The organism is Bacteroides sp. 3_1_13 (assembly GCF_001185845.1).
In the GTDB taxonomy this organism is placed as follows: Bacteria; Bacteroidota; Bacteroidia; order Bacteroidales; family Bacteroidaceae; genus Bacteroides; species Bacteroides xylanisolvens.
In genome coordinates this window covers 1,656,133-1,678,388 of record NZ_KQ236956.1, presented here as the reverse complement: position 1 = coordinate 1,678,388, position 22,256 = coordinate 1,656,133, and the positions used below count along the sequence as shown (strand labels likewise).

Sequence of the window (22,256 nt, the reverse complement as noted above, 5' to 3'; positions counted from 1 at the left end):
CTCCCCATCTCCCTCTCCAAAAGAGGAGAGGGGTGGAGATAATTAATGTTTGTACTTAGTTAGAATTGACTCTTGATAAACAGCGATTTATCGGCAATCTCTGATGAACAACAATGGATTGCCGACTGTCAATTATTTAAATTTGACTGCTGCCTCTTCGATAGGCAATCCTGCCTTATAGTTTTCGATGTATGTATTGAAGCCGGCTACATCTTCGGGCGTAGGTGATACCTCGATACCCGCGTCACCGACAAATACGCTTTCATCCAGAAAATCGGCAAGAGATTGTTTCTTTTCATTGTTCACGAGGTAAGAACCTAACAGGGCAATACCCCAGGCACCACCTTCACCGGCTGTTTCCATCACGGAAATAGGCGAGTTGATGGCTGCAGCAAGTATTCTTTGGCCTACTCCCTTTGTTCTGAATAATCCTCCGTGACCAGTAATTCTGTCCACTTTGATTTTTTCTTCGTTGAACAGGATGTCGTTACCAATCTTGAGTACTCCTACCGAAGCATACAAGTGAGTCCGCATAAAGTTTGCCAGGTTGAACTTGTCATCTGCCGAACGTACAAACAAAGGTCTTCCGTCAGCAAGTCCTGTTACAGGCTCGCCTGAAATATAATTGTATGAAAGCAAACCTCCACAATCAGTATCACCAGTGAGCGCAATATTGTAGAGTTTACTATAGATTTCATCCATATCTACAGGTATGCCCAGAAGCTCCTGGTATTCCTTGAACAAGTTAACCCATGCGTTGAGATCAGAAGTGCAGTTGTTGCAATGCACCATGGCTACCAGACTTCCGTCAGGAGTTGTCACCATGTCAATCATTTCGTATGGCTTCGACAGTTCTTTCTCCAATACAATCATTGAGAATGAAGAGGTACCTGCGGATACATTTCCGGTACGTTGTTTGACTGCGTTAGTCGCAACCATTCCGGTACCTGCGTCTCCTTCCGGCGGACAAACCGGTATTCCTGCCTTCAAATGACCCGATGCATCGAGTTTTTTACTTCCTTCCGGAGTGAGGACACCGGCATTTTCACCAGCTGACAATACTTTAGGCAGAATCTCTTCTAGTTTCCAGTTATATTCTTTCGGAGCAATCAGTTTGTTGAACTTAGCCACCATTTCAGCCGAATAGTTATGGGTAGTCGGATCAATAGGAAGCATACCTGATGCATCACCTATTCCCAGCACCTTTTCGCCTGTGATCTGCCAATGCACATAACCTGCCAGAGTGGTCAGGAAGTCGATTTCATTAACGTGTGATTCATTGTCTAAAATAGCCTGATACAAGTGGGAAATGCTCCAACGCAGAGGGATATTATAGACAAATAGTTCGGATAAAGCAGCCGCTGCGCGACCTGTATTGGTGTTTCTCCAAGTGCGGAAAGGCACGAGGATTTCTTCTTTTTTGTTGAATGGCATATAACCATGCATCATAGCGCTGACACCGATGGCAGCCAGAGTCTCGATCTCTATGCCGTATGCATTCTTTACGTTAGTACGAAGATCGGCATAGCAATCTTGCAGCCCTGACCAGATGGCTTCAATGCTATACGTCCAAAGTCCGTCAACTAACTGGTTTTCCCAAGTGTGGCTACCTTGAGCAATAGGCTTGTTTTCCTGGTCGATCAAGACAGCTTTTATTCGTGTAGAACCGAGTTCTATACCAAGAATTGCTTTACCTGCCTCGATGGTTGATTTTGCATCTAATTTCATGTTGAAATCAATATTTTAAGGTATAACGATCATTATAAAAAAATCAAGTTTCGCAAAAACTTAACGAAATAATTAAGCCATGCGAAACTTGAATAATTGTTTTTAGCAAAGTGCTTTATTCAACATGTAATAAACTTCGTTCATGCGCAATTCTTTCTTGAAGCAGCTGATCGTAGTATCCTTGTTGATATGTACCATTTCGATACCTGCGATTTCAGCATAATCTTCCCAATATTCTGCTGTCAGGTCGTAAGAGAAGCAAGAGTGGTGAGTTCCACCAGCCAGAATCCATGCACCTGCACCTACTTCAAGGTTTGGCATCGGAATCCAGAGAGCAGAAGCAACCGGCAACTTAGGCAGCGGTTTCGGCTCGATACATTCTACGTCGTTCACGATCAGGCGGAAACGGTTACCCATATCTACAACAGTAGCAGTACAGCCTGTACCTACTTTTGAAGTGAAGACCAGACGTGCAGTCTGACTCTTGCGGATACCTATACCGAGGAAATGTACTTCCAGGCGAGGTTTGTTGGCTGCGATAAGCGGACAGATTTCCAACATGTGTGACTGAAGGATAGAGCTGTTTGCACCATCGAAGTTCAGTGTGTAATCTTCCAGGAATGAACAGCCTTTAGGGAGACCTTGATTCATCACCCATACAGTACGGTAAAGAGCAGCCGATTTCCAGTCACCTTCAGCACCGAATCCATAACCTTCCGCCATCAGACGTTGTGAAGCAAGACCCGGGATTTGATCGAAACCATTGTATTCAATGTCGCCCAAATCGTCGAAGTTGGTAGTAAATCCTTTGGCACCTTTTGCTTTCAGGATAGCGCGTATAGCCAGTTCAGCCTTGGCAGCATTCCATACTTTCTGGTAAGCTTCAGTTGATTTATCTTCCAGAGAAGCATCGTGATCGTATTCCTTGAAGTAAGTAGCTACCAATGCATCTACCTCTTCATTTTTGATATCCTTGTGATATTCCATCAATTCGCTTACCGGACAGTAATCTACGTGGTAACCCATACGTTGTTCAGCTTCCACTTTATCACCATCGGTTACAGCTACGTTGTTCATCTGATCGCCGAAACGGATAATCAGCATATCCTGTGAATCTGCCCAACCGGCACAAACACGCATCCAAACGGCAATCTTATGCAAAGTCTCTTCCTCTTTCCAGTAACCTACCACTACTTTACGACGGATACGCATACGGGTGCAGATATGTCCGAATTCGCGGTCACCGTGAGCAGACTGGTTCAGGTTCATGAAATCCATGTCCATTGTATCCCAAGGAATTTCCTTGTTGAATTGAGTATGCAGGTGTAACAAAGGCTTCTTCAACTGTTGCAAGCCGTGAATCCACATTTTAGCAGGAGAGAACGTATGCATCCAAGTGATAACACCGACACACTTTTCGTCATTATTGGCTGCTTTGAAAACAGCTTCCACTTCTTTAGAAGAATTAGCTGTTCCTTTGTATACCACCTTTACAGGAAGTTTACCGGATTCGTTCAATCCGTTAACCATTTCATTAGAGTGTGCGTCTACTGCGATTACTGCGTCACCTCCGTACAAAAGCTGTGCTCCTGTTACGAACCATACTTCATATTGATTAAATGCGTTCATAATGTTATTGCTTTAATTGTTATTGTTCTAATTTTTAATCTTTAATCTTTAATTATTTCTGTCCGTAATAAGCATTCGGACCATGCTTGCGGCTGAAATGTTTTTCTATCAGCAGCGGATTCATTGTTAAATTGGGATTCACCGCATAAGCGATACTTGCCATTTTAGCTACCTGTTCCATAACCACAGCATTGTGTACGGCATCATACGCGTCTTTTCCCCAAGAGAAAGGACCATGATTTTTCACCAATACTCCCGGTGTATGTACAGGGTTCAAGCCTTCAAAACGTTTCACTATCACATTACCGGTTTCCAGCTCGTAAGCACCTTTCACTTCCGCTTCTGTCATATCCGTTGTGCAGGGAATGGCATCATGGAAATAATCCGCATGAGTCGTTCCGATGTTCGGAATGTCGCATCCCGCCTGTGCCCAGGCAGTAGCATAAGTAGAGTGAGTATGAACCACTCCGCCAATCTCCGGAAATGCTTTGTAAAGTACTACGTGAGTAGGAGTATCCGAGGATGGCTTCAGTCGTCCTTCAACGACCTTGCCATCCAGATCCACTACTACCATATCTTCGGCTTTCATATCATCATAACTTACACCACTGGGTTTGATTACTACCAATCCGCTTTCACGGTCGATGGCAGAAACATTTCCCCAAGTAAAGATGACTAATCCATGCTTTACCAATTCGAGATTGGCATGAAATACTTTTTCTTTTAGTTCTTCCAGCATAATGATTATAATTTAAATTTCGGGTCCTTGCGGTAAGCCTTGCTATTGAACTTATATAAGGCAGCACCACGTTTCGAACCCAGTTTGTCAATTTTATCAGTCTTTTCTATATAATCCATTTCAGCTACTCTTTTACGGAAATTCCGTTTATCCATTGTTTCACCGTAAATGGCTTCATATAAACTTTGTAATTGGGATAATGTAAATAGCTTCGGCAATAGATTGAAACCGATGGGCTCTACAGATGCTTTCTGTTTCATCAGTTCCCGTGCTTTTTCTACCATTTCAGGATGGTCGAAGATAAGCGGGGGAAGTTCATTTATATTCACCCAGTAAGCATTGTGTTTCTGAACCTGTTTCCGGTCATACTCATTGATGTTAATCAATGCATAATAAGCCACGGAGATAACCCGTTCACCCGGATCGCGATCGATAGCTCCAAAAGCTCCCACCTGTTCCATGTAAACGTTTTCCAGTCCGGTAAGCTCATGCAATACACGTTTAGCGGCATCATCCACACTTTCATTGTTTTGTACAAATCCTCCCATCAGTGACCATTCACCCATTGCCGGCTCGAAGTTTCTCTTTAACAATAACAGGCTGATTTCCCCTTCGTAGAAACCGAAAATGATACAGTCTATGCCGACATAGAAGGCCGGATTCGAGCTATAATAAACCTTTTCCCGCCCCTTTTCCAAAGAGGGGGAATTAGAGGTTATCATTGGCTCTTGTGAATTATCTTTATCCATTTAGATTGTGATTTTAGTTATAATAAAACAGTCTTTCCGTAGATAAGACTATTTTCAGGCTTCTCTTTCAACCCTTCCCCAAGAGGAGGGTTGAAAGAGAAGCTTATTTTTACCAGAAATACCAGTAGAAAGCAGCAGTAATGGCCAGAATAATTACCGTATGAATAATATCCCAGTGATTCCAGCTTGCACGTGTAGCGGCTTTTTGTTCCTTAGTAGCCGTACCGAATACTAGTCCCTGAATCTTTTCTGCAGTTGGAGCTTCTGTTGCCAGACTGACTACGATTACTACAATAATACAGAACAGGAACATCCATCCACAGAAGAATAACCAGTTCATGTCATAGAACAAATATTTGAATGTAGAATCAGCTACTTCACCTGCGTTGCTATAATATACTTTTGCGCCGAGGCGGGTCAACCCGATTACCATGCCGGAGATCAATCCCCACATACCACCCTGGGCGGAAGTACGTTTCCAGCAGATCCCCAGTAAGAAAGCGGCAGCGATACCTGGTGCCAATACAGACTGAACATCCTGCAAGTAAGTATAAAGTACATCACCTACACTACGCATGATAGGAATCCAAAGAATACCTAAAACAACGATTACAATTGTTGCAATCTGACCGATACCCACCAGCTTCTTTTCCGGAGTTTCCGGTTTGAAACGTTTGTAAAAGTCGATAGTAAACAACATGGCTGATGAGTTAAACAGAGATGCAAGGGAACTCATCAAAGCGGCAAGAATACCACATACTACCAAACCTTTCACGCCCGCAGGAAGTAATTTGGCTACTAATGTCGGGAAGGCGGCATCAGCATTTGCTGTTCCGTTAGCCAGCATCGGTAAGAAACCTTCACCACCGGCACCGATATATTTTTGATGTAATGCAAATGCAATCATACCAGGAATCAAGAAAAGGAATACGGGTAGCAGTTTCAGATAAGCACCGAAAATAGTACCACGACGAGCTTCCATTTCATTTTTACCTGAAAGTACACGTTGTACGATGAACTGGTCGGTACACCAGTACCAGAAACCGATAATAGCCGAACCGATCAAAGCACCCAACCAAGGGAAGTTTGCATCATCGTTGCTACGAATCAGGTTAGTCATTGTATCACCGTAATCATTTACAGTAACAGCGCCGCAGACTCTCATCATTTCGTCCCATCCACCTAATTCTTTGAAACCGAGCACTAGAATTATTAATGATCCTAGCAGTAGGATAGGGGTTTGAAGAACAGAAGTGTAAAGAACTGATTTCATACCACCGAAGATAGTATAAAGCGCAGTTAACACTACCAGACCGATAGCTGCAATCCAGAAGAAATCAATTCCCCAAAGCTCTTTGATACCGAATACTTGTTGGAATACGAGGCCACCGGCATAAACAGTTACGGCTACTTTGGTCAATACATAACTTACAAGAGAAATAACAGATAAAATAGTACGTGATTGAGGATTATAACGACGCTCCAGGAATTCCGGCATTGTATATACCATGCTTCGTGTATAGAAAGGAACGAATACCCATCCCAAAATCAAGATCATCCATCCCTGGATTTCCCAGTGTGCCATAGCCATACCACTGGATGCTCCGGCTCCTGCCAGTCCGATCAAATGTTCCGAACCAATGTTTGATGCAAAGATAGAGGCACCGATTGCAAGCCATGTTGCGTCGCGTCCACCCAAAAAATAATCCGCCGAGTCATTTTGTTTTTGTCTGACTACCCAAACAATAATACCGATCAGAGCCAGAAAAAAGACTCCGATTACTAGCCAATCTAATGCTTCCACAATAAATATGATTTATAAGTTAATATTATTTCTCTACAGAGAATTTGAAAATACATTCGCTATTATAAGTTTGTCCCGGTTCCAGTACAACAGAAGGCCAGTCTGCCTTGTTGGGGCTATCTGGATAGTGTTGTGTTTCCAGGCAGACAGAAGCACGTTGGTTGTATACGATACCCTTCTTTCCGGTTACGGTTCCATCAAGGAAGTTTCCTGTGTAAACCTGTACACCCGGTTCGTTGGTATATACTTCCAGAGTGATGCCGCTTTCAGGTGAAGTTAGTTTGGCTGCTACTTGAGAAAGATCTCCCTTAGTGTTGAGCACCCAGTTGTGGTCATACCCTTTTCCGTTCTTCAGTTGAACGAAATCATAATTGTTGATCTCTTTGCCTACCGCTTTCGGAGTGGTGAAGTCCATCGGAGTGTCTTTTACCGGAGCGATTTCGCCTGTAGTCATAAAAGTACTGTCTACCGGAGTATAATAGTCTGCGTTCACATACAGTATGTTGTCAGTTGAAGCTTTTGACGGATCACCAGCCAGGTTGAAGTAAGAATGGTTGGTCATATTGATGATCGTCTTTTTATCGGTAGTTGCGCTATATTTGATGTCGATAGCGTTGTCTTCAGTTAGTTTATAGGTCACTTTAGCTGTTACATTCCCCGGGAAGTTTTCGTCTCCGTCCGGTGAGACAAGTGTCAGTTCCAACGTTGTCGGATCAATCAGATTAGCTTCATAAACTTTGTATTGCCAACCTTTCGGACCTCCATGCAGGCAGTGGCCGAAATTGTTTTGCGGCAGTTGGATGGTATCACCGTCCAATGCGAAACGTCCCTGGTTGATACGGTTTGCATAGCGTCCGATAGAAGCACCAAAGTCGCTGGGTACATTAATATAGTCAGCAATGCTGTCAAAACCTAAAACTACATCCTGCATCTTACCGTTCTTATCGGGTACCATGACAGACACGATACGTCCTCCGAAGTTAGTGATGCATACTTCCATACCTGCCTTGTTCTTTAAGGTATAAAGAGCTGTTTGGGCATTGTTCACTTCTGTTTGAAATTTTACCGGGTCGAGACCGGACAAGGTCAGCTCGGAAGCCGGCTTGTTATTGCACGCAGCCAGCATCAGCGCGGCAAATCCTGCAAGTAGAAAATGTTTTTTCATGGTTTTATTTTTAATGTAAATGAGATGCTTATCTTATTTTGGGTGTAAAAGTAACACTTTCGTTTGGTGTATCAAATACACTCTTATATGTTGTGCAGCATAAATGGTGTATTTTATGATTTTCCATACACCTTATTATATATAAATGTACGCTTTCCATCCGTTTGTTTTTCATATAATAGAGCGTGCAAATAGGTGCTTTTTAATCTGGTTTCGTATTATAAATATCAGATGCGGATGGAAAATTGTGCAAATGAATGGAATTTGATCCTTTTTGACCGATAAACACCTATTAATGATAAATTTGGGTACGGAGAAAATAGAGAATCTGATTATCTTTGCATTTTAACTATATATAATTTTTTATTGAGAACCATGAGAAGATACGCAAATTTATTGGCAGTATTAGCCTTGTCTACTAACCTTGCCCTTCATGCGCAAACCAATGAGTTGGTGATACAGACGAAGAAGCTGGGTGCAGAAATCCAACCTACTATGTATGGACTCTTTTTTGAGGACATCAACTACGCTGCCGACGGCGGACTTTATGCCGAACTGGTGAAGAATCGTTCCTTTGAGTTTCCACAACACCTGATGGGATGGAAAACGTATGGAAAAGTGTCATTAATGAACGATGGTCCTTTTGAGCGTAATCCGCATTATGTGCGCCTTTCCGACCCCGGACACGCACATAAGCATACCGGATTGGATAACGAAGGTTTCTTCGGCATCGGTGTCAAGAAGGGAGAGGAGTATCGTTTCTCTGTTTGGGCGCGTTTGCCGCAAGGAAGTACGAAAGAAACATTGAGAATCGAACTTGTAGATACCCAATCAATGGGCGAACGTCAGGCACTTGTTGCAGGGAATCTTACGATTGATTCTAAGGACTGGAAAAAATACCAGATGATCTTGAAGCCCGGCAGTACTCATCCGAAATCCGTACTCCGTATTTTCCTTACCTCCAAAGGAACAGTAGATTTGGAGCACGTCTCCCTTTTTCCGGTTGATACCTGGAAAGGACATGAAAATGGGCTTCGTAAAGATTTAGCACAAGCATTGGCGGATATTCATCCCGGAGTCTTCCGCTTTCCCGGTGGTTGCATCGTAGAAGGTACCGACTTGGAAACTCGTTACGACTGGAAAAAATCAGTTGGCCCGGTAGAAAACCGTCCCTTAAATGAAAATCGTTGGCAGTATACTTTTACTCACCGATTCTTCCCTGATTATTATCAAAGCTATGGATTGGGATTCTACGAATATTTCCTGCTGTCTGAAGAAATGGGTGCGGCACCTCTGCCGATTCTGAATTGCGGACTTTCCTGCCAATATCAGAATAATGATCCGAAAGCTCACGTAGCAGTTTGTGATTTGGATAACTATATTCAGGATGCACTCGACCTGATTGAGTTTGCTAATGGAGACGTGAATACTACGTGGGGAAAAGTACGTGCCGATATGGGACATCCTGCTCCGTTTAACCTGAAGTTTATCGGTATCGGTAACGAACAATGGGGGAAAGAATATCCCGAACGTCTCGAACCGTTTATCAAAGCCATTCGTAAAGCTCACCCGGAAATCAAAATAGTAGGTAGCTCCGGTCCGAATTCCGAAGGAAAAGATTTTGATTATCTGTGGCCTGAAATGAAACGTCTGAAAGTTGATTTGGTGGACGAACATTTCTATCGTCCTGAAAGCTGGTTTCTGGCTCAAGGCGCCCGCTATGACAACTATGACCGTAAAGGTCCGAAAGTATTTGCCGGTGAATATGCCTGCCATGGAAAAGGAAAGAAATGGAATCATTACCATGCTGCTTTGCTAGAGGCTGCTTTTATGACCGGATTGGAACGTAATGCTGACATCGTTCACATGGCTACCTATGCTCCGCTTTTCGCTCATGTGGAAGGATGGCAATGGCGTCCTGATATGATTTGGTTCGATAACCTGAACTCTGTGCGTACCACTAGCTATTATGTACAACAACTGTATGCGCAGAATAAAGGAACAAATGTGCTTCCCCTTACCATGAATAAGAAAAATGTAACGGGAGCCGAAGGGCAGAACGGACTCTTTGCCAGTGCTGTTTACGATAAGGATAAGAATGAACTGATTGTAAAGGTTGCCAATACCTCCGCCACAGCTCAACCGATTTCCTTGAATTTTGAAGGATTGAAGAAACAAGATGTACTGTCTAATGGTCGTTGTATCAAACTTCGTTCGCTTGATTTGGATAAGGATAATACACTTGAACAACCTTTTGCCATCGTTCCGCAGGAAACTCCGGTATCTATTGAAGGCAATGTGTTTACTACCGAATTGGAACCCACTACGTTTGCAGTATATAAATTTACGAAGAAATAAGTAGAACTAATTAAATGTTATTAGACCAATAGGTTTTAGATTTTTGTTAATTGTAAAAAGTAAGGGCGGCTTCCATCACGGAAGCCGCCCTTCTTATTTATTTAATTTCGAATAAATTCTTATTCCAGTCTACGAGAACCGTCACCGATTACTACGTCATACACTTTCGGGCTTCTGCCGAATTTAGCTTTGAAAGCAGCTTTTGTTTTTTCAACGAAGTTATCGTACAACTCATCTTTAACAAGGTTGATTGTACAACCACCGAAGCCGCCACCCATTACGCGTGAACCGGTTACACCGTACTCTTTAGCGCAGTCATTCAGGAAGTCGAGTTCTTCGCAGCTTACTTCGTACAACTTGCTCATGCCGTGATGAGTTTCGTACATCTTCTTACCTACAGTTTCGTAATCATCCTTTTCCAATGCCTCGCAAACATCGAGTACACGTTGGATTTCTTCGATTACATATTCTGCACGCATATAGTCTTCAGCGCTGATATCAGCTTTCGCTTCTTCTAGCATAGCCATTGTACAGTCGCGCAGGAATTCTACGTGCGGATGTTTTTTCTGGATAGCGGCAACAGCAGCTTCACAGCTTTGGCGACGCTTGTTATAAGCAGAAGAAGCCAATTCGTGTTTCACAACTGAATCCATCAGAACCAGACGATAACCTTCCGGATGGAATGGGAAATACTGATACTCCAGTGAACGGCAATCCAGACGGATCAAGCTACCAGCTTTACCGAATACGGAAGCAAACTGGTCCATAATACCGCAGTTCACACCACAATAGTTATGTTCTGTAGCCTGGCCAACTTTAGCCAATTCAAATTTATCTATCTTGTTTTCACCAAACAGTTCGTTCAGTGCGAAAGCATACGTACTTTCCAAAGCAGCAGAAGAAGACATACCTGCACCCAGAGGCACATCACCTGCGAAAGCAGTATTGAATCCCTTCACATCAACGCCACGTTTAATCATTTCACGGCATACACCGAAAATATATCTTGCCCAGCTGGCGCGTGGAGCATCTTCTTCATTCAAACCAAATTCTACATAATCCTTCAAGTCGATAGAGTAAGCCTTTACTTTGTCAGTACCGTTAGGTTTGATTTCAGCAATCATCCCTTTGTCTACCGCTCCCGGAAAAACGAATCCACCGTTGTAGTCAGTGTGTTCACCGATCAGGTTGATACGGCCCGGAGAAGCATATAAAAATCCAGTAGTTCCGTCAAAGTGTTTAATGAATCGACTTCTTACGTATTCTGTATCCATGATATTTATATTTTAAAGGTGAATAAATTGAATTCTATTCTATGTGATTATTCCACAGGAATATCCTTATTTACATTCTTGCAACCTACCAAGCCGTAGAACAACAGGTAAGCCAGAGCAGCGATAATCAACCAGTAGCTAGCCATATAACCTACAGAGTCAGAGATACTTTGTTGGATCAACGGCAATACACCACCACCAACAACCATCATCATAAAGATACCGGAAGCCTGTGCTGTATATTTTCCTAAGCCTTCTACTGCAAGGTTGAAGATACCACCCCACATTACAGAAGTACAAAGACCACAAAGTACAAGGAACAAGGCGCTCACAGGAACCTGTGCCATCATAAAGCCTTCACCTACAGTATAACCCGGCATTGAAACCGTTACATCTTTCGGAGTGAAGATAGCGATCAATACGAAAATGATAGCAGTAGCAGAAACAGCGATCAACTGTGCACGGCTGGAAACCTTACCACTGATAGCACTACTTGCAGTACGTCCCACAAGCATCAGCAACCAATAGATAGCAGCGATAGCACCACCGATAGCAGCACCGTTCATCATGATACCGGCACCTTTATCGCTTGAATCGGCAAGATAGAAGTTCAGTGTACCCGGGATACCAATTTCAATACCTACATAAATAAAGATACCGATTACACCCAGTAAAGTGTGACGGAAGCTCCATGGACTGTGAGAGAATTTTTCTTTCTTCACTCCACCTTTCTGAAGGTGTGGTTCAGGAATAGCAACAAATGAGATAACGATAAATGCAGCAACGAATACACCCATAGCAACGAAGAGCAGAGGAGCAACGTCAGACATAGCAGTACTTGAAGTAACAGTACCGATCAAAGCACCTACGAAAAGCGGAGTCAATGTACCAGACAAAGAATTAAGAGCTCCACCAGTCTGAATCAACTGGTTACCTTTGTTACCGCCGCCACCGAGAAGGTTCAACATCGGGTTTACCACTGTGTTAAGCATACAAACGCAGAAACCGCAGATAAATGCACCAAGCAGATAGATTACAAAGTTTAATTTGATAACATACTCACCGAATGCGAATACTTCAGCACCTGCTCCGAATAAGCTGGAAAGATACTGTGTGAACAAACCGAGGAAACCTACTGCCATTGCAATCAAAGCAGTCTTCTTGTAACCGATCTTAACGAGCATGTTACCGGCAGGAATTCCCATAAACAGGTAAGCCAGGAAGTTCATCATATTTCCCATCATACCTAAAGTGTTCGAACCCGCATATTCATTTCTCCAGATTGTTCCGAATGGAGCAGCGAGGTTTGTTACGAAAGAGATCATCGCAAAGATGAAGAACATCGTGATAATTGCGACGAGATTACCGTTCTTTTTTTCTTGTGTCATGGTTCAAAAAAAATGTTAGTTTATAAAATTAGGTTAGTTATTTTTCAAATCTTATTCTTCTACCGTAAATTTGTAGACAGTGATCTGTTGGTATTCATCACCCGGCAGCAAGGTAGCCGATGGGAAATGAGGTTTGTTCGGAGTATCCGGGAAACACTGTGCTTCAAAGCAGATAGCGCTTCTGGCAGGGAATGTAGCTCCGTGTGCACCTTCAAATCCGTTGAGCCAGTTGCCCGTATAGAGTTGTACACCCGCTTCGGTGGTATATACTTCCATGATACGTCCGCTTTCCGGGTCCTTGCAAGTGGCAGCCAGGTCGAGCGAACCGCTTTCCATCTTGTTCAGTACATAACAGTGGTCATATCCTGCACCGAAAATCAGTTGCTGGAATTTGTCGTCGATACGTTCGCCTACAGTGTGCGGAGCACGGAAATCCATCGGAGTACCTTCTACTTTGGCAATTTCACCGGTAGGGATAGAAACTTCGTCGATAGGCGTATAGAAATCAGCGTTGATCGTAACGATGTGGTTGTTAACGGTAGGAGTAGGGTTGGAAATACCGGCGAGGTTGAAGAAACCGTGGTTAGTCAAGTTAACGACTGTAGCTTTGTCGGTGGTAGCGCGGTATTCGATAGTCAGTGCATTTACTTCATTTTCCAGGCGGTAAGTCATTTCCACTTCCAGATTGCCGGGGAATCCCTCTTCGCCGTCAGCAGAAACATAGTTGAATTGCACTGTGCTCTCATCAATCTGGACAGCATCCCAAACACGGGCGTGGAAACCGGTAGGTCCACCATGCAGAGAGTTAGGTCCGTTGTTAATCGTGAGTTCATGTTCTTCGCCGAACAAAGTGAATTTTCCTTTCGCGATACGGTTGCCGTAGCGTCCGATAGTAGTGCTTAGGAAAGGTTCCGGGCTGTTGATGACGTGGTCGATGCTGTCGTGTCCGAGGATTACATTAGCATACTTACCGTTTTTGTCCGGTACCATGATAGAAAGAATGGCGCATCCGTAATTGGTTACAGCTACTTCCATTCCCTTTGTGTTTTTGAGGATAAATAAATCAGTTTTCTTATCATTTATATCCTTTTGGAAATCTTTCCGGCTGAGCCCTGATAGATTCCCTTCTGTTGGGAATGTGTTATTCATGTCTGGTATTATTAAAAATTTCCTGCAAATAAAGGGAAATTCTTTCTTACTCACAAATTATTCCGACTAAATATGACAGGTGCTTTAGGAAAGTTTAGCTTTATTACTTCATCTTCTTTGGATGCAAGGACAAAAGATGATTTCTTAAATGAATTTTCATCCTCCTTTTCTTAAAAACTGAACTATTTTTTGTATGTTTGTTCCCGGATTGTAACAATCCGAGCGAATTTAATCTAAGTTTATAACAAGAAAAACAAAAATGTATCCATTAAAATTCGAACCTATTCTGAAGCAGACGCTTTGGGGGGGCGACAAAATTATTCCGTTCAAGCATTTGAATTCAGACTTGAAAGGAGTAGGAGAAAGCTGGGAGATTTCCGGTGTTGAGAACAATGAATCCGTAGTGGCTAATGGCCCGGATAAAGGTTTAACCTTGGCCGATATGGTAAGAAAGTATCGTGAGGAACTGGTTGGTGAAGCGAATTATGCCCGTTTCGGCAATAAATTCCCACTGCTCATTAAGTTCATCGACGCCAAACAGGATTTGTCAATCCAGGTACACCCAACAGATGAGTTGGCGAAGAAACGCCACAATTCGATGGGAAAAACCGAGATGTGGTATGTGGTAGATGCCGACAAAGGAGCTAAATTGCGTTCAGGATTCTCTGAACAGATTACCCCGAAAGAATATAAAGAACGCGTGTTGAACAATACGATTACCGACGTATTGCAGGAATATGAAATTCATCCGGGTGATGTATTCTTCCTTCCTGCCGGACGTGTGCACAGCATCGGGGCAGGTTCTTTCATCGCCGAGATTCAGCAAACTTCTGATATAACTTATCGTATCTACGATTTCAACCGTAAAGATGCGAATGGTAAAACCCGCGAACTTCACACCGATTTAGCCCGTGAAGCCATCAACTACGAAGTATTGGATGACTATCGTACTAAATACGAACCGTTGAAGGACGAACCGGTAGAACTGGTTGCCTGCACTTACTTCACGACTTCTCTGTATGACATGACTGAAGAAATCAGTTGCGACTATTCCGAACTCGATTCATTCGTGATTTTTATCTGTATGGAAGGATCATGCAAGATGAGAGACAATGAAGGTAATGAACTGACTGTTAGTGCAGGAGAATCTATCCTGTTGCCTGCTACCACGCAAGATGTCACTATCACTCCCGAAGGAGGAAGTGTGAAATTGCTGGAAACATACGTATAAGATAATAGCGTACAAAATGAAGGTCATCCGACTTTGTTTCATCCTCATGATGGGCAAAGCCGGATGACTTTTTTTATTACTAATAGAATAAAAACGGCAAAAAACTCTTTAACTATATTTATTAAAAAGTTTATCTGGAACACACAAAAAGATTCGTTCTTTTGCCGCTTGCCAAATGGCATAATATATAAAATAACTAGTGATGTAATGAGGAACAAAAATGGATTTAGCCGATGTGCAGAGTTCTACATCGGCCGTTTGCGAAAGGAGGGACGCTATTCTACGGCGCATGTCTACAAGAATGCCCTCTTCTCTTTCAGCAAGTTTTGCGGCACGCTCAATGTGTCGTTCAGACAAGTCACCCGGGAAAGTTTACGACGCTACGGGCAGTATCTTTACAAGTGTGGCTTGAAGCCCAATACGATCTCTACGTATATGCGTATGCTTCGTAGTATTTATAACCGGGGAGTAGAAGCGGGCATTGCGCCATACGTGCCGCGATTGTTTCATGATGTTTATACCGGTGTCGATGTTCGCCAGAAGAAGGCCCTGCCTGCTGTCGAATTGTATAAGCTTCTGTATGAGGACCCCAAGTCGGAGCGTTTGCGTCGTACACAGGCTATTGCTGCCCTGATGTTCCAGTTTTGCGGAATGTCGTTCGCAGATTTAGCCCACCTGGAGAAATCGGCACTCGATCAGAATGTGTTGCGATACAACCGTATCAAAACTAAAACCCCGATGAGTGTGGAAGTACTTGATACAGCCAGGGAAATGATTAACCAGCTTCGCAATAGGGAAGATGCACAACCCGATTGTCCGGATTATCTGTTTGACATCCTTAGCGGCGATCAAAAACGTCTGGATGAAAGAGGGTACCGGGAATATCAGTCCGCTCTTCGCCAATTCAATAATTGTTTGAAGGACTTGGCAAGAGCTTTGCATTTGCAATCTCCCGTCACTTCCTATACACTTCGCCATTCTTGGGCAACGACAGCGAAGTATCGGGGAGTACCTATTGAAATGATTAGTGAATCATTGGGCCATAAATCTATAAAAACCACACAAATCTATTTGAAAGGCTTTGGACTTAAAGAACGTACGGAGGTAAATAAAGGGAATTTATCTTACATTAAAAACTGTTGTGTAGGCAGGGTAAAAAGTGCAAAGTGTTAGTATTCAGAACTAAAGTATGTGTGTTACTTCTTAGGTAACGGAACTTAAATTTGACGCAAAGATAGACAAAAACATAAATAGTAAGCAAATATTCTTCCACTTTTTTTCGTTTTATCTGAAATATAGGAAAAAAACTATCCGAACATGAAATAACTTTGTTTTCATGCTCTAAACTTTTTATTGCCTAATCTCTGGATTTTTCCTGTTGAGTATTAGGCAGTTCCTTTCTTGTGCCCTATTCCTATATGTGATTTCCATTTTTATAGAGACGCGCGCCTTGTGTGTGTATTGTCCGTTACCTAAGAAGTAACGGACATACATGAGGTAAAAAAACATGATTTTAACAAAGCCGAAATCAATTAGTGCTGGGCCTAGCGATGGGACAGGGGAAGGCGTAGCACACTCTAAACGCTGGTATGTTGCTCTGGTTCGTATGCATCACGAGAAGAAAGTAGCCGAACGTTTAGATAAAATAGGGATTGAGAATTTTGTTCCTGTTCAGCAGGAAATTCATCAGTGGAGTGACCGGCGCAAGATGGTTGAGTCTGTCCTTCTTCCAATGATGGTGTTTGTACACGTTAATCCGAAAGAGCGCAAAGAAGTTCTAAGTTTTTCTACAGTGAGCCGTTATATGGTGATGCGTGGTGAGAGCTCTCCAGCGGTGATTCCAGATGAGCAGATGGCTCGTTTTCGTTTCATGCTCGACTATTCAGAGGAAGCTATTTGTATGAACAGCTCTCCTTTGGCACGTGGTGAGAAGGTTCGTGTTGTGAAAGGACCTCTGACCGGGCTGGTTGGTGAACTGGTCAATGTCGATGGCAAAAGCAAGATTGCCGTCCGGCTGAATATGCTGGGATGCGCATGCGTCAATATGCCTATTGGTTATGTCGAGGCTATCTGTGAGAAAAACTAATCCAGTCATCATTTATCCACCATTTACATGAATACGAAATTATCCGGTGCTTTTGCACTGATATTCTTTTTCTTCTTTCTCTCGGCTTGCCAGTCCTATAAGAAAGTACCTTACTTACAGGATGCGGAGATTTTGAAACAGGCGAATACGCAAGTTGCGCCTGTTCAGGACGCAAGGCTGATACCGGGTGATGAAGTTTCCATTCTTGTTTCCACTTCCGATCCGGTTGTTTCGCAGCCTTTCAATGCGCAAGGCAGTACGTTTCTATTGGACGATCAGGGAAATATCAATTATCCGGTTTTAGGTAAACTTCCTTTGAACGGTTTAACAAGTCGTGAAGCTGAAAACCTGATAACGGATAGACTGAAATCTTACGTGAAAGAAAGACCTACGGTAGTAGTCCGTATGTCCGGCTTTAAAGTTTCAGTTTTGGGCGAAGTGGCCTCTCCCGGTGTTTATCCGGTAGTGAATGAGCAGATCAATGTGCTCGAGGCCCTTGCCATGGCAGGAGATTTGACTATTTATGGTGTTCGTGATAATGTGAAACTAATCCGCGAAGACAAGAACGGGCATAAACAGTTTGTTACACTCAATCTGAACGACGCGGATTTGTTGTTATCTCCTTACTATCAGTTGCAACAGAATGACATCCTATATGTCACTCCCAATAAAACCAAAGCACAGAGCGCGGACATCGGAACAAGTACTACGATGTGGATTTCGGGATTTTCCATCTTAGTGTCAATTGCCAGTCTGTTGGTCAATATACTTAGATGATCCTTACAACTCTCCATATTCTTTGATACAGTTAAAACACGGACATTCCTTCATCGGATTTAAATCATGATGGCCTACAATCAATGCTTTGGGGAATCTTTTCCTCAATTCGCGGAGCAAAGCGAGCAAGGAACCTCGTTGCGCCAATGTACGTGTGTCTTGGGGACGTCCGGCAATATCCAGCCCTCCTTCGTAACAAATACCTATCGAATGGGTGTTATGGTCACGGCAGTGTGCCCCGACCTTTTCCAGAGGACGGCCCTGGCAAATTTCTCCATCGCGGGTGATGTAGAAATGGTAACCGATGTCACGGAATCCACGGTGTTGGATATGATCTTGTCGGCAAGCCTCCGCCGAAAGGAATTTTCCTTCCGGCGTGGCACTGCAATGAATGATAATCAGCGTGATGGTGCGCATGGGGCTACATACAACTTTGTACTCCGATCAGGCCTCCGATAGCGGTGGCAACGGTGATAATCACTTTGATAATGAAGCTCCATACGGAACGGGGAGAAGATGAATTACTCATGACATTGTTTTTTTAAGATTAAAAATTGGATTTAAATAAGTCCTTCACTAAATGAAGGACTTACAGGAACTAAGGAATAGGAATTAGGCAGCCGGGTCAGGTGCTTCACCGCTTCCGCCCGGATTCGGATTGGGCGTATTGCCTGAATCGGAACCTCCACCGGGGGTAGTTGGTTTCTGATATTCGGCCTGCTGTTTCAACTGGCTGTCGAGTTTCAGGTTGGTGGTTGACAAATTACCGGTAGCACGAGCTTTCAGACGCATACCAGTGATGTTTTTCTCCAATGAGAAATCTTCCAGCGTATCAGCTGCCTTACTGCGGATGCCCACACCAAAGATGGCAAGGTCGTCGATTTTCACACATTTGCCGTCGAGCAGCAGTTCCTTGATGCAGTCTACCATGTCGGAAAGCACACCTTTGATGACACCACCGGAATACGGTGAATTGTGTTTTGACATGTGTTCGGCAAGCTTAGCCAAATCAAACGTCTCGTCGCTTACCGCACGGGCGAACCACTTGCCTGCATTCAGGCCTTTTTGCTGTTGGTTTTGATAAATTTTGTAACGAATCATAAAACAATAAATTAAAGGGTTAAACATTGTGTCCGGGGGATTCTTTTCCCTTTCGACGATACAAAGATACAACCCTGAAACCCGCAGAAATCAATAGTCTACAGTTGCACGCGATTGTTGTCAATTATGCGCAGTAACGGTCGGTTATTCAATGGAAAAACGTAGGATATGTGAATATGTTTTGTTATTTTTGTAATTGTAAATCAGAAACTTATTCATCATGAACGAATTCAAAATACGCGCCTACGGTCGCATGGAACTGGCTCAACTTTATTCTCCGGAACTAACTGACATTGCTGCATATCGAAAGATGAAGAAATGGATCTCTTTATGTCCCGGACTTCTGCAACGCCTGTACGACTTAGGTTACGAATCAAAGCGCCGCTCATTCACCCCGTTGGAGGTGAGAGTGATTGTAGATGCCTTGGGAGAACCTTAGAAGAGCGGAAAAGTAAAGCACCGCTTTAGCAATCGTAAAGCTATGCTTTACCACCTCTAAAGCGCCGCTTTAGGATTCATGAAACGTCCTGTTGTTATATAAATGCAAAAAATGCACTTTTTCCGAGGGTTCCCTAACACACGCACACATGCGTGCGCGTATAAACGCCTTTATCGTCTGTATTGATAAGCAATCCTTTTTTTATCAGACGGTTCAGCCAGCTAAGAGCAGTGTTAGGTTTGATTTTCATCTTTTCAGCCTGCTCCAACAACTGTGTGCGGGTGAACTGGTTGCCCATTATTTCAAAAAGTGCATCCCGGTCGGCATTGGCTCTATGTTTGACCTCTGTGGAAGGAAGAAAAGATAAGATATGTGTGGCATGACGATAGAGCGGAGTTACAAGCTCCAGCACCGCATGGAAATCTTCAGCGGTGATTGTCACATCCCAACGGGTGATAATGCCGTCTTTGATATTATCGGCGGCAATCTCCTTGTCAGGGGTCAGCAGAGGGGAGGAAGAATCCTTGAACTGATAAGGCTGGTCGCATTCCAATGCACGAATCATAGCTATTTCTGCCATGATACGGCATGTATTGACAGCCAGTCGGGCTATGGAACTGCTCATTTCGTTATCGTTGGCAAGTCCCGAGCGGAAAAACAGATCGGCAAAGAGGGCATTGAACTCTTGCTTTTGCTCATCAGTGAGCCGGAGCGTATGAAGCCCGTGTGCTTTCATCAGGTCCAGTTGCTTTTTCCATTCCAGGCCTATGCCTGTGAAGATGGCTTCCAGATCGGTTTCGCCACTTTCAAACTGGTTGATCCATGTCCATATACCGTGCATATAATAAAACAGCTGGCGCGAGAAAAGACCGTTCTCTGTCGAGGGAATGAGTGGTTTTACTTGTGCGGGCGTGCCGGAAAGCAGGAGGGAGAGATAGCTTTTCTTTACTTCCCGGTATTCCTGGTCGGTGCGCCGGTTGTACGACAGGCGGTCGTGGTCGAATGCTTTGCGGAGTGTATCGCTCCAGTGTCCGTATTCAGAACCGATAGCAGCGGAGATGGTATCCGCTTCGGTTTCGCAGATAAGTCCTGTGCCGTTGGCATCCATGATATTTTGCAGAATACCAGTTCCGGTGTTATTGCCCGAGATGAGAAACATTTTATTCTTGGGCATTTGAGGAGCTTCCACTTTGCAGCGCTCCTTTCCCATGGTATCATAGGCGGCTTTCTCTTTTTTGTAGGCCTTGACCTCTTCCGCTACTTTTTGGCGGATCTCGTCATGAATAGGCTCTACAAGCAGCCGGATGAACGAAAGAATTCCCTTACCCGAGGCGGAAGGGGCTACAATAAAACTTTGCAGGCAAGGAGACTGGAGTTTGCCGGCGTATGGACATCTCACATATCGCTCCATGCTGGCACCTATGGCGGTCAATGCTCCGAGCAGCATGACATCGCGTTGTGTGGGGCTGGTGGCATAACTCATGATGAGCGACAGGATTTTCGGCCAGTCCGCTTCGGTGAAAGAGGGCAATGGCTGGTTCGGGTCACTCCCGTCCTGCAGCTCTTCGGATTCGTCCGGTTCTTCATTGTCCACCTTATTATACACGTGCGTGTGTGTGAGATTTTTGGACGGTGCATTTCCTGCATTTTTTGCATTTTTCCGGTGGTTCATCACTCCCTCTTTGCAGAGAGTCACACCCGCCCTTTCAGCAAGATGGAATGCAGTGCCCAGATGGACATCTCCATGCCGGGTAGTAAGTGCATTGGAGAATATCCGTTCGGCATGTTCCCGTTCGTACTTGGCAGACACCCGGCACAACCGATGGAAAAACTCGCGTCCCGCTTCTCCGCAATCCGTTGCGATGGCGAACGCCAGTTGTACATATTCAGCATACGTAGGGGCAATATCCGCTCCTGCAGTTTCAACCGCCTCACAGAGGCGGCATAACGATTCAATTTCGTCCATAATTTTAATTTATAGTTTTTAATATCTAATTATTTGTTGTTTCTAAACAACGCTCCCGGATCATGACTAAGAAAACAAGACCTAACAATGTCCTTACCGGAAAAGTCTACCCCTTTGCGTTTTTCTCCGAATGGAGGAGGTGTTTCCGTGCCATAGAGCAACACAGTGAACATCATTGCCAGTTTCATATTTTCGATGATACTGTTTGTGTCGTTAGCCATGGGTAAATGATCGTAGGGTACGAATGCTTTCACACCCCGTCCGCTGGGACTGATAAACGTGAGTACAGGATGCAGAAGGTGGTCATTAAACAATGTACTGCGCATTTCCACTGCCTCCTGATAGGAATCGAGATGGTCGATATCTACCACCACCAGATGTGAAGAAGCTACGAAACATTTGCTGTTGCGACGCGAGAACGTACCACAGGGAGTCACATAAGGCAATAGTGATGCTTTTGCTGTCCGTATATCTCCGGAATTGCGTACTTGTTCGGTCAGAATTTTGAGATTCTCGTTGCAGGTTATCATTTGAAAAACTTGTTCTACGGAGACTTCGCAGGAGGGAATCAGTGTTGCAGGAGTAACAATCCGTCCCTGTTCATTTTTGATGGGAGCAATGGGAGGCATGAAATAAGACATTCTAAAATCGTTTGTCATCATTTAATTTTTTA

At 43.8% G+C, this 22,256-nt stretch carries 20 protein-coding genes; 6 read left to right on the top strand and 14 right to left on the bottom strand.

Annotated features, from left to right (window positions below; genetic code table 11):
* Positions 1-132: 132 nt before the first annotated feature.
* The 6 genes from HMPREF9009_RS19340 to HMPREF9009_RS19315 all read right to left on the bottom strand — a co-directional run bounded on the left by HMPREF9009_RS19340 (position 133) and on the right by HMPREF9009_RS19315 (position 7,814).
* The gene (locus HMPREF9009_RS19340; protein WP_049703029.1) at positions 133-1,728 is read right to left on the bottom strand and encodes a xylulokinase; all 1,596 of its coding nucleotides are present in this window, start codon (positions 1,726-1,728) and stop codon (positions 133-135) included.
* Positions 1,729-1,830: 102 nt separating this feature from the next.
* On the bottom strand, positions 1,831-3,357 hold the full coding sequence (gene araA, locus HMPREF9009_RS19335) for an L-arabinose isomerase (RefSeq protein ID WP_009041110.1): 1,527 nt from the start codon (positions 3,355-3,357) through the stop codon (positions 1,831-1,833).
* Between the two features lie 52 nt (positions 3,358-3,409).
* On the bottom strand, positions 3,410-4,096 hold the full coding sequence (locus HMPREF9009_RS19330; RefSeq protein WP_049703028.1) for an L-ribulose-5-phosphate 4-epimerase: 687 nt from the start codon (positions 4,094-4,096) through the stop codon (positions 3,410-3,412).
* A gap of 5 nt (positions 4,097-4,101) precedes the next feature.
* On the bottom strand, positions 4,102-4,818 hold the full coding sequence (locus HMPREF9009_RS19325) for an NUDIX hydrolase (protein ID WP_049703387.1): 717 nt from the start codon (positions 4,816-4,818) through the stop codon (positions 4,102-4,104).
* A gap of 136 nt (positions 4,819-4,954) precedes the next feature.
* Positions 4,955-6,649, bottom strand: a complete 1,695-nt coding sequence (locus HMPREF9009_RS19320; protein WP_004297459.1) for a sodium:solute symporter — start codon at positions 6,647-6,649, stop codon at positions 4,955-4,957.
* Between the two features lie 25 nt (positions 6,650-6,674).
* Entirely contained in the window at positions 6,675-7,814 is a 1,140-nt protein-coding gene (locus HMPREF9009_RS19315) for an aldose epimerase family protein (protein ID WP_004297460.1), read from the bottom strand.
* A 375-nt stretch (positions 7,815-8,189) separates the two neighbouring features.
* Between HMPREF9009_RS19315 and HMPREF9009_RS19310 the strand changes: the two genes are divergently transcribed.
* Entirely contained in the window at positions 8,190-10,172 is a 1,983-nt protein-coding gene (locus tag HMPREF9009_RS19310; RefSeq protein WP_008648244.1) for an alpha-L-arabinofuranosidase C-terminal domain-containing protein, read from the top strand.
* 119 nt (positions 10,173-10,291) lie between these two features.
* Here HMPREF9009_RS19310 and galK read toward each other — a convergent pair whose 3' ends face one another.
* Genes galK through HMPREF9009_RS19295 form a run of 3 tightly spaced genes read right to left on the bottom strand, consistent with a single transcriptional unit; the run spans position 10,292 to position 13,983 of the window.
* Positions 10,292-11,446: a galactokinase gene (galK, locus tag HMPREF9009_RS19305; RefSeq protein WP_004297463.1), complete on the bottom strand. Its 1,155-nt coding sequence runs from the start codon at positions 11,444-11,446 to the stop codon at positions 10,292-10,294.
* A 47-nt stretch (positions 11,447-11,493) separates the two neighbouring features.
* On the bottom strand, positions 11,494-12,834 hold the full coding sequence (locus tag HMPREF9009_RS19300) for an MFS transporter (RefSeq protein WP_004309167.1): 1,341 nt from the start codon (positions 12,832-12,834) through the stop codon (positions 11,494-11,496).
* 51 nt (positions 12,835-12,885) lie between these two features.
* Positions 12,886-13,983, bottom strand: a complete 1,098-nt coding sequence (locus HMPREF9009_RS19295; RefSeq protein ID WP_004307294.1) for an aldose epimerase family protein — start codon at positions 13,981-13,983, stop codon at positions 12,886-12,888.
* 259 nt (positions 13,984-14,242) lie between these two features.
* On the opposite strand from HMPREF9009_RS19295, the gene HMPREF9009_RS19290 reads away from it, so the two are divergent.
* The 4 genes from HMPREF9009_RS19290 (at position 14,243) to HMPREF9009_RS19275 (ending at position 18,077) form a co-directional block, all read left to right on the top strand.
* Entirely contained in the window at positions 14,243-15,214 is a 972-nt protein-coding gene (locus HMPREF9009_RS19290; RefSeq protein WP_004297466.1) for a type I phosphomannose isomerase catalytic subunit, read from the top strand.
* A gap of 207 nt (positions 15,215-15,421) precedes the next feature.
* The gene (locus tag HMPREF9009_RS19285; RefSeq protein WP_004319272.1) at positions 15,422-16,387 is read left to right on the top strand and encodes a tyrosine-type DNA invertase cluster 3b; all 966 of its coding nucleotides are present in this window, start codon (positions 15,422-15,424) and stop codon (positions 16,385-16,387) included.
* A gap of 334 nt (positions 16,388-16,721) precedes the next feature.
* Positions 16,722-17,300 (top strand): UpxY family transcription antiterminator, encoded by a 579-nt coding sequence (locus tag HMPREF9009_RS19280; protein ID WP_008018120.1) that lies wholly within the window; start codon positions 16,722-16,724, stop codon positions 17,298-17,300.
* Between the two features lie 27 nt (positions 17,301-17,327).
* Entirely contained in the window at positions 17,328-18,077 is a 750-nt protein-coding gene (locus HMPREF9009_RS19275; protein WP_004319269.1) for a polysaccharide biosynthesis/export family protein, read from the top strand.
* A gap of 3 nt (positions 18,078-18,080) precedes the next feature.
* Here the strand turns inward: HMPREF9009_RS19275 and HMPREF9009_RS19270 are convergent, their stop codons facing one another.
* From HMPREF9009_RS19270 to HMPREF9009_RS19265, 3 genes are all read right to left on the bottom strand, one after another.
* On the bottom strand, positions 18,081-18,494 hold the full coding sequence (locus tag HMPREF9009_RS19270; RefSeq protein ID WP_004313206.1) for an N-acetylmuramoyl-L-alanine amidase: 414 nt from the start codon (positions 18,492-18,494) through the stop codon (positions 18,081-18,083).
* A gap of 4 nt (positions 18,495-18,498) precedes the next feature.
* The gene (locus HMPREF9009_RS25855; RefSeq protein ID WP_004297473.1) at positions 18,499-18,606 is read right to left on the bottom strand and encodes a smalltalk protein; all 108 of its coding nucleotides are present in this window, start codon (positions 18,604-18,606) and stop codon (positions 18,499-18,501) included.
* Positions 18,607-18,689: 83 nt separating this feature from the next.
* Positions 18,690-19,178, bottom strand: coding sequence for an HU family DNA-binding protein (locus HMPREF9009_RS19265; RefSeq protein WP_049703386.1), 489 nt, complete (start codon positions 19,176-19,178; stop codon positions 18,690-18,692).
* Positions 19,179-19,398: 220 nt separating this feature from the next.
* On the opposite strand from HMPREF9009_RS19265, the gene HMPREF9009_RS19260 reads away from it, so the two are divergent.
* Complete coding sequence (locus HMPREF9009_RS19260; protein ID WP_004297475.1) at positions 19,399-19,617, top strand: DUF4248 domain-containing protein; 219 nt, start codon at positions 19,399-19,401, stop codon at positions 19,615-19,617.
* Between the two features lie 133 nt (positions 19,618-19,750).
* Here the strand turns inward: HMPREF9009_RS19260 and HMPREF9009_RS19255 are convergent, their stop codons facing one another.
* Together HMPREF9009_RS19255 and HMPREF9009_RS19250 are read right to left on the bottom strand one after the other, a co-directional pair.
* Complete coding sequence (locus HMPREF9009_RS19255; RefSeq protein ID WP_049703027.1) at positions 19,751-21,583, bottom strand: DUF3987 domain-containing protein; 1,833 nt, start codon at positions 21,581-21,583, stop codon at positions 19,751-19,753.
* Positions 21,584-21,612: 29 nt separating this feature from the next.
* Complete coding sequence (locus HMPREF9009_RS19250; protein WP_049703026.1) at positions 21,613-22,242, bottom strand: BT4734/BF3469 family protein; 630 nt, start codon at positions 22,240-22,242, stop codon at positions 21,613-21,615.
* Between the last annotated feature and the right edge of the window lie 14 nt (positions 22,243-22,256).

Excerpts from the sequence above, each read along its gene's own strand:
- HMPREF9009_RS19340 (WP_049703029.1), bottom strand. The coding sequence starts at position 1,728 with ATGAAATTAGATGCAAAATCAACCATCGAGGCAGGTAAAGCAATTCTT.
- araA (WP_009041110.1), bottom strand. The coding sequence starts at position 3,357 with ATGAACGCATTTAATCAATATGAAGTATGGTTCGTAACAGGAGCACAG.
- HMPREF9009_RS19330 (WP_049703028.1), bottom strand. The coding sequence starts at position 4,096 with ATGCTGGAAGAACTAAAAGAAAAAGTATTTCATGCCAATCTCGAATTG.
- HMPREF9009_RS19325 (WP_049703387.1), bottom strand. The coding sequence starts at position 4,818 with ATGATAACCTCTAATTCCCCCTCTTTGGAAAAGGGGCGGGAAAAGGTT.
- HMPREF9009_RS19315 (WP_004297460.1), bottom strand. The coding sequence starts at position 7,814 with ATGAAAAAACATTTTCTACTTGCAGGATTTGCCGCGCTGATGCTGGCT.
- HMPREF9009_RS19310 (WP_008648244.1), top strand. The coding sequence starts at position 8,190 with ATGAGAAGATACGCAAATTTATTGGCAGTATTAGCCTTGTCTACTAAC.
- galK (WP_004297463.1), bottom strand. The coding sequence starts at position 11,446 with ATGGATACAGAATACGTAAGAAGTCGATTCATTAAACACTTTGACGGA.
- HMPREF9009_RS19300 (WP_004309167.1), bottom strand. The coding sequence starts at position 12,834 with ATGACACAAGAAAAAAAGAACGGTAATCTCGTCGCAATTATCACGATG.
- HMPREF9009_RS19295 (WP_004307294.1), bottom strand. The coding sequence starts at position 13,983 with ATGAATAACACATTCCCAACAGAAGGGAATCTATCAGGGCTCAGCCGG.
- HMPREF9009_RS19290 (WP_004297466.1), top strand. The coding sequence starts at position 14,243 with ATGTATCCATTAAAATTCGAACCTATTCTGAAGCAGACGCTTTGGGGG.
- HMPREF9009_RS19285 (WP_004319272.1), top strand. The coding sequence starts at position 15,422 with ATGAGGAACAAAAATGGATTTAGCCGATGTGCAGAGTTCTACATCGGC.
- HMPREF9009_RS19280 (WP_008018120.1), top strand. The coding sequence starts at position 16,722 with ATGATTTTAACAAAGCCGAAATCAATTAGTGCTGGGCCTAGCGATGGG.
- HMPREF9009_RS19275 (WP_004319269.1), top strand. The coding sequence starts at position 17,328 with ATGAATACGAAATTATCCGGTGCTTTTGCACTGATATTCTTTTTCTTC.
- HMPREF9009_RS19270 (WP_004313206.1), bottom strand. The coding sequence starts at position 18,494 with ATGCGCACCATCACGCTGATTATCATTCATTGCAGTGCCACGCCGGAA.
- HMPREF9009_RS25855 (WP_004297473.1), bottom strand. The coding sequence starts at position 18,606 with ATGAGTAATTCATCTTCTCCCCGTTCCGTATGGAGCTTCATTATCAAA.
- HMPREF9009_RS19265 (WP_049703386.1), bottom strand. The coding sequence starts at position 19,178 with ATGATTCGTTACAAAATTTATCAAAACCAACAGCAAAAAGGCCTGAAT.
- HMPREF9009_RS19260 (WP_004297475.1), top strand. The coding sequence starts at position 19,399 with ATGAACGAATTCAAAATACGCGCCTACGGTCGCATGGAACTGGCTCAA.
- HMPREF9009_RS19255 (WP_049703027.1), bottom strand. The coding sequence starts at position 21,583 with ATGGACGAAATTGAATCGTTATGCCGCCTCTGTGAGGCGGTTGAAACT.
- HMPREF9009_RS19250 (WP_049703026.1), bottom strand. The coding sequence starts at position 22,242 with ATGACAAACGATTTTAGAATGTCTTATTTCATGCCTCCCATTGCTCCC.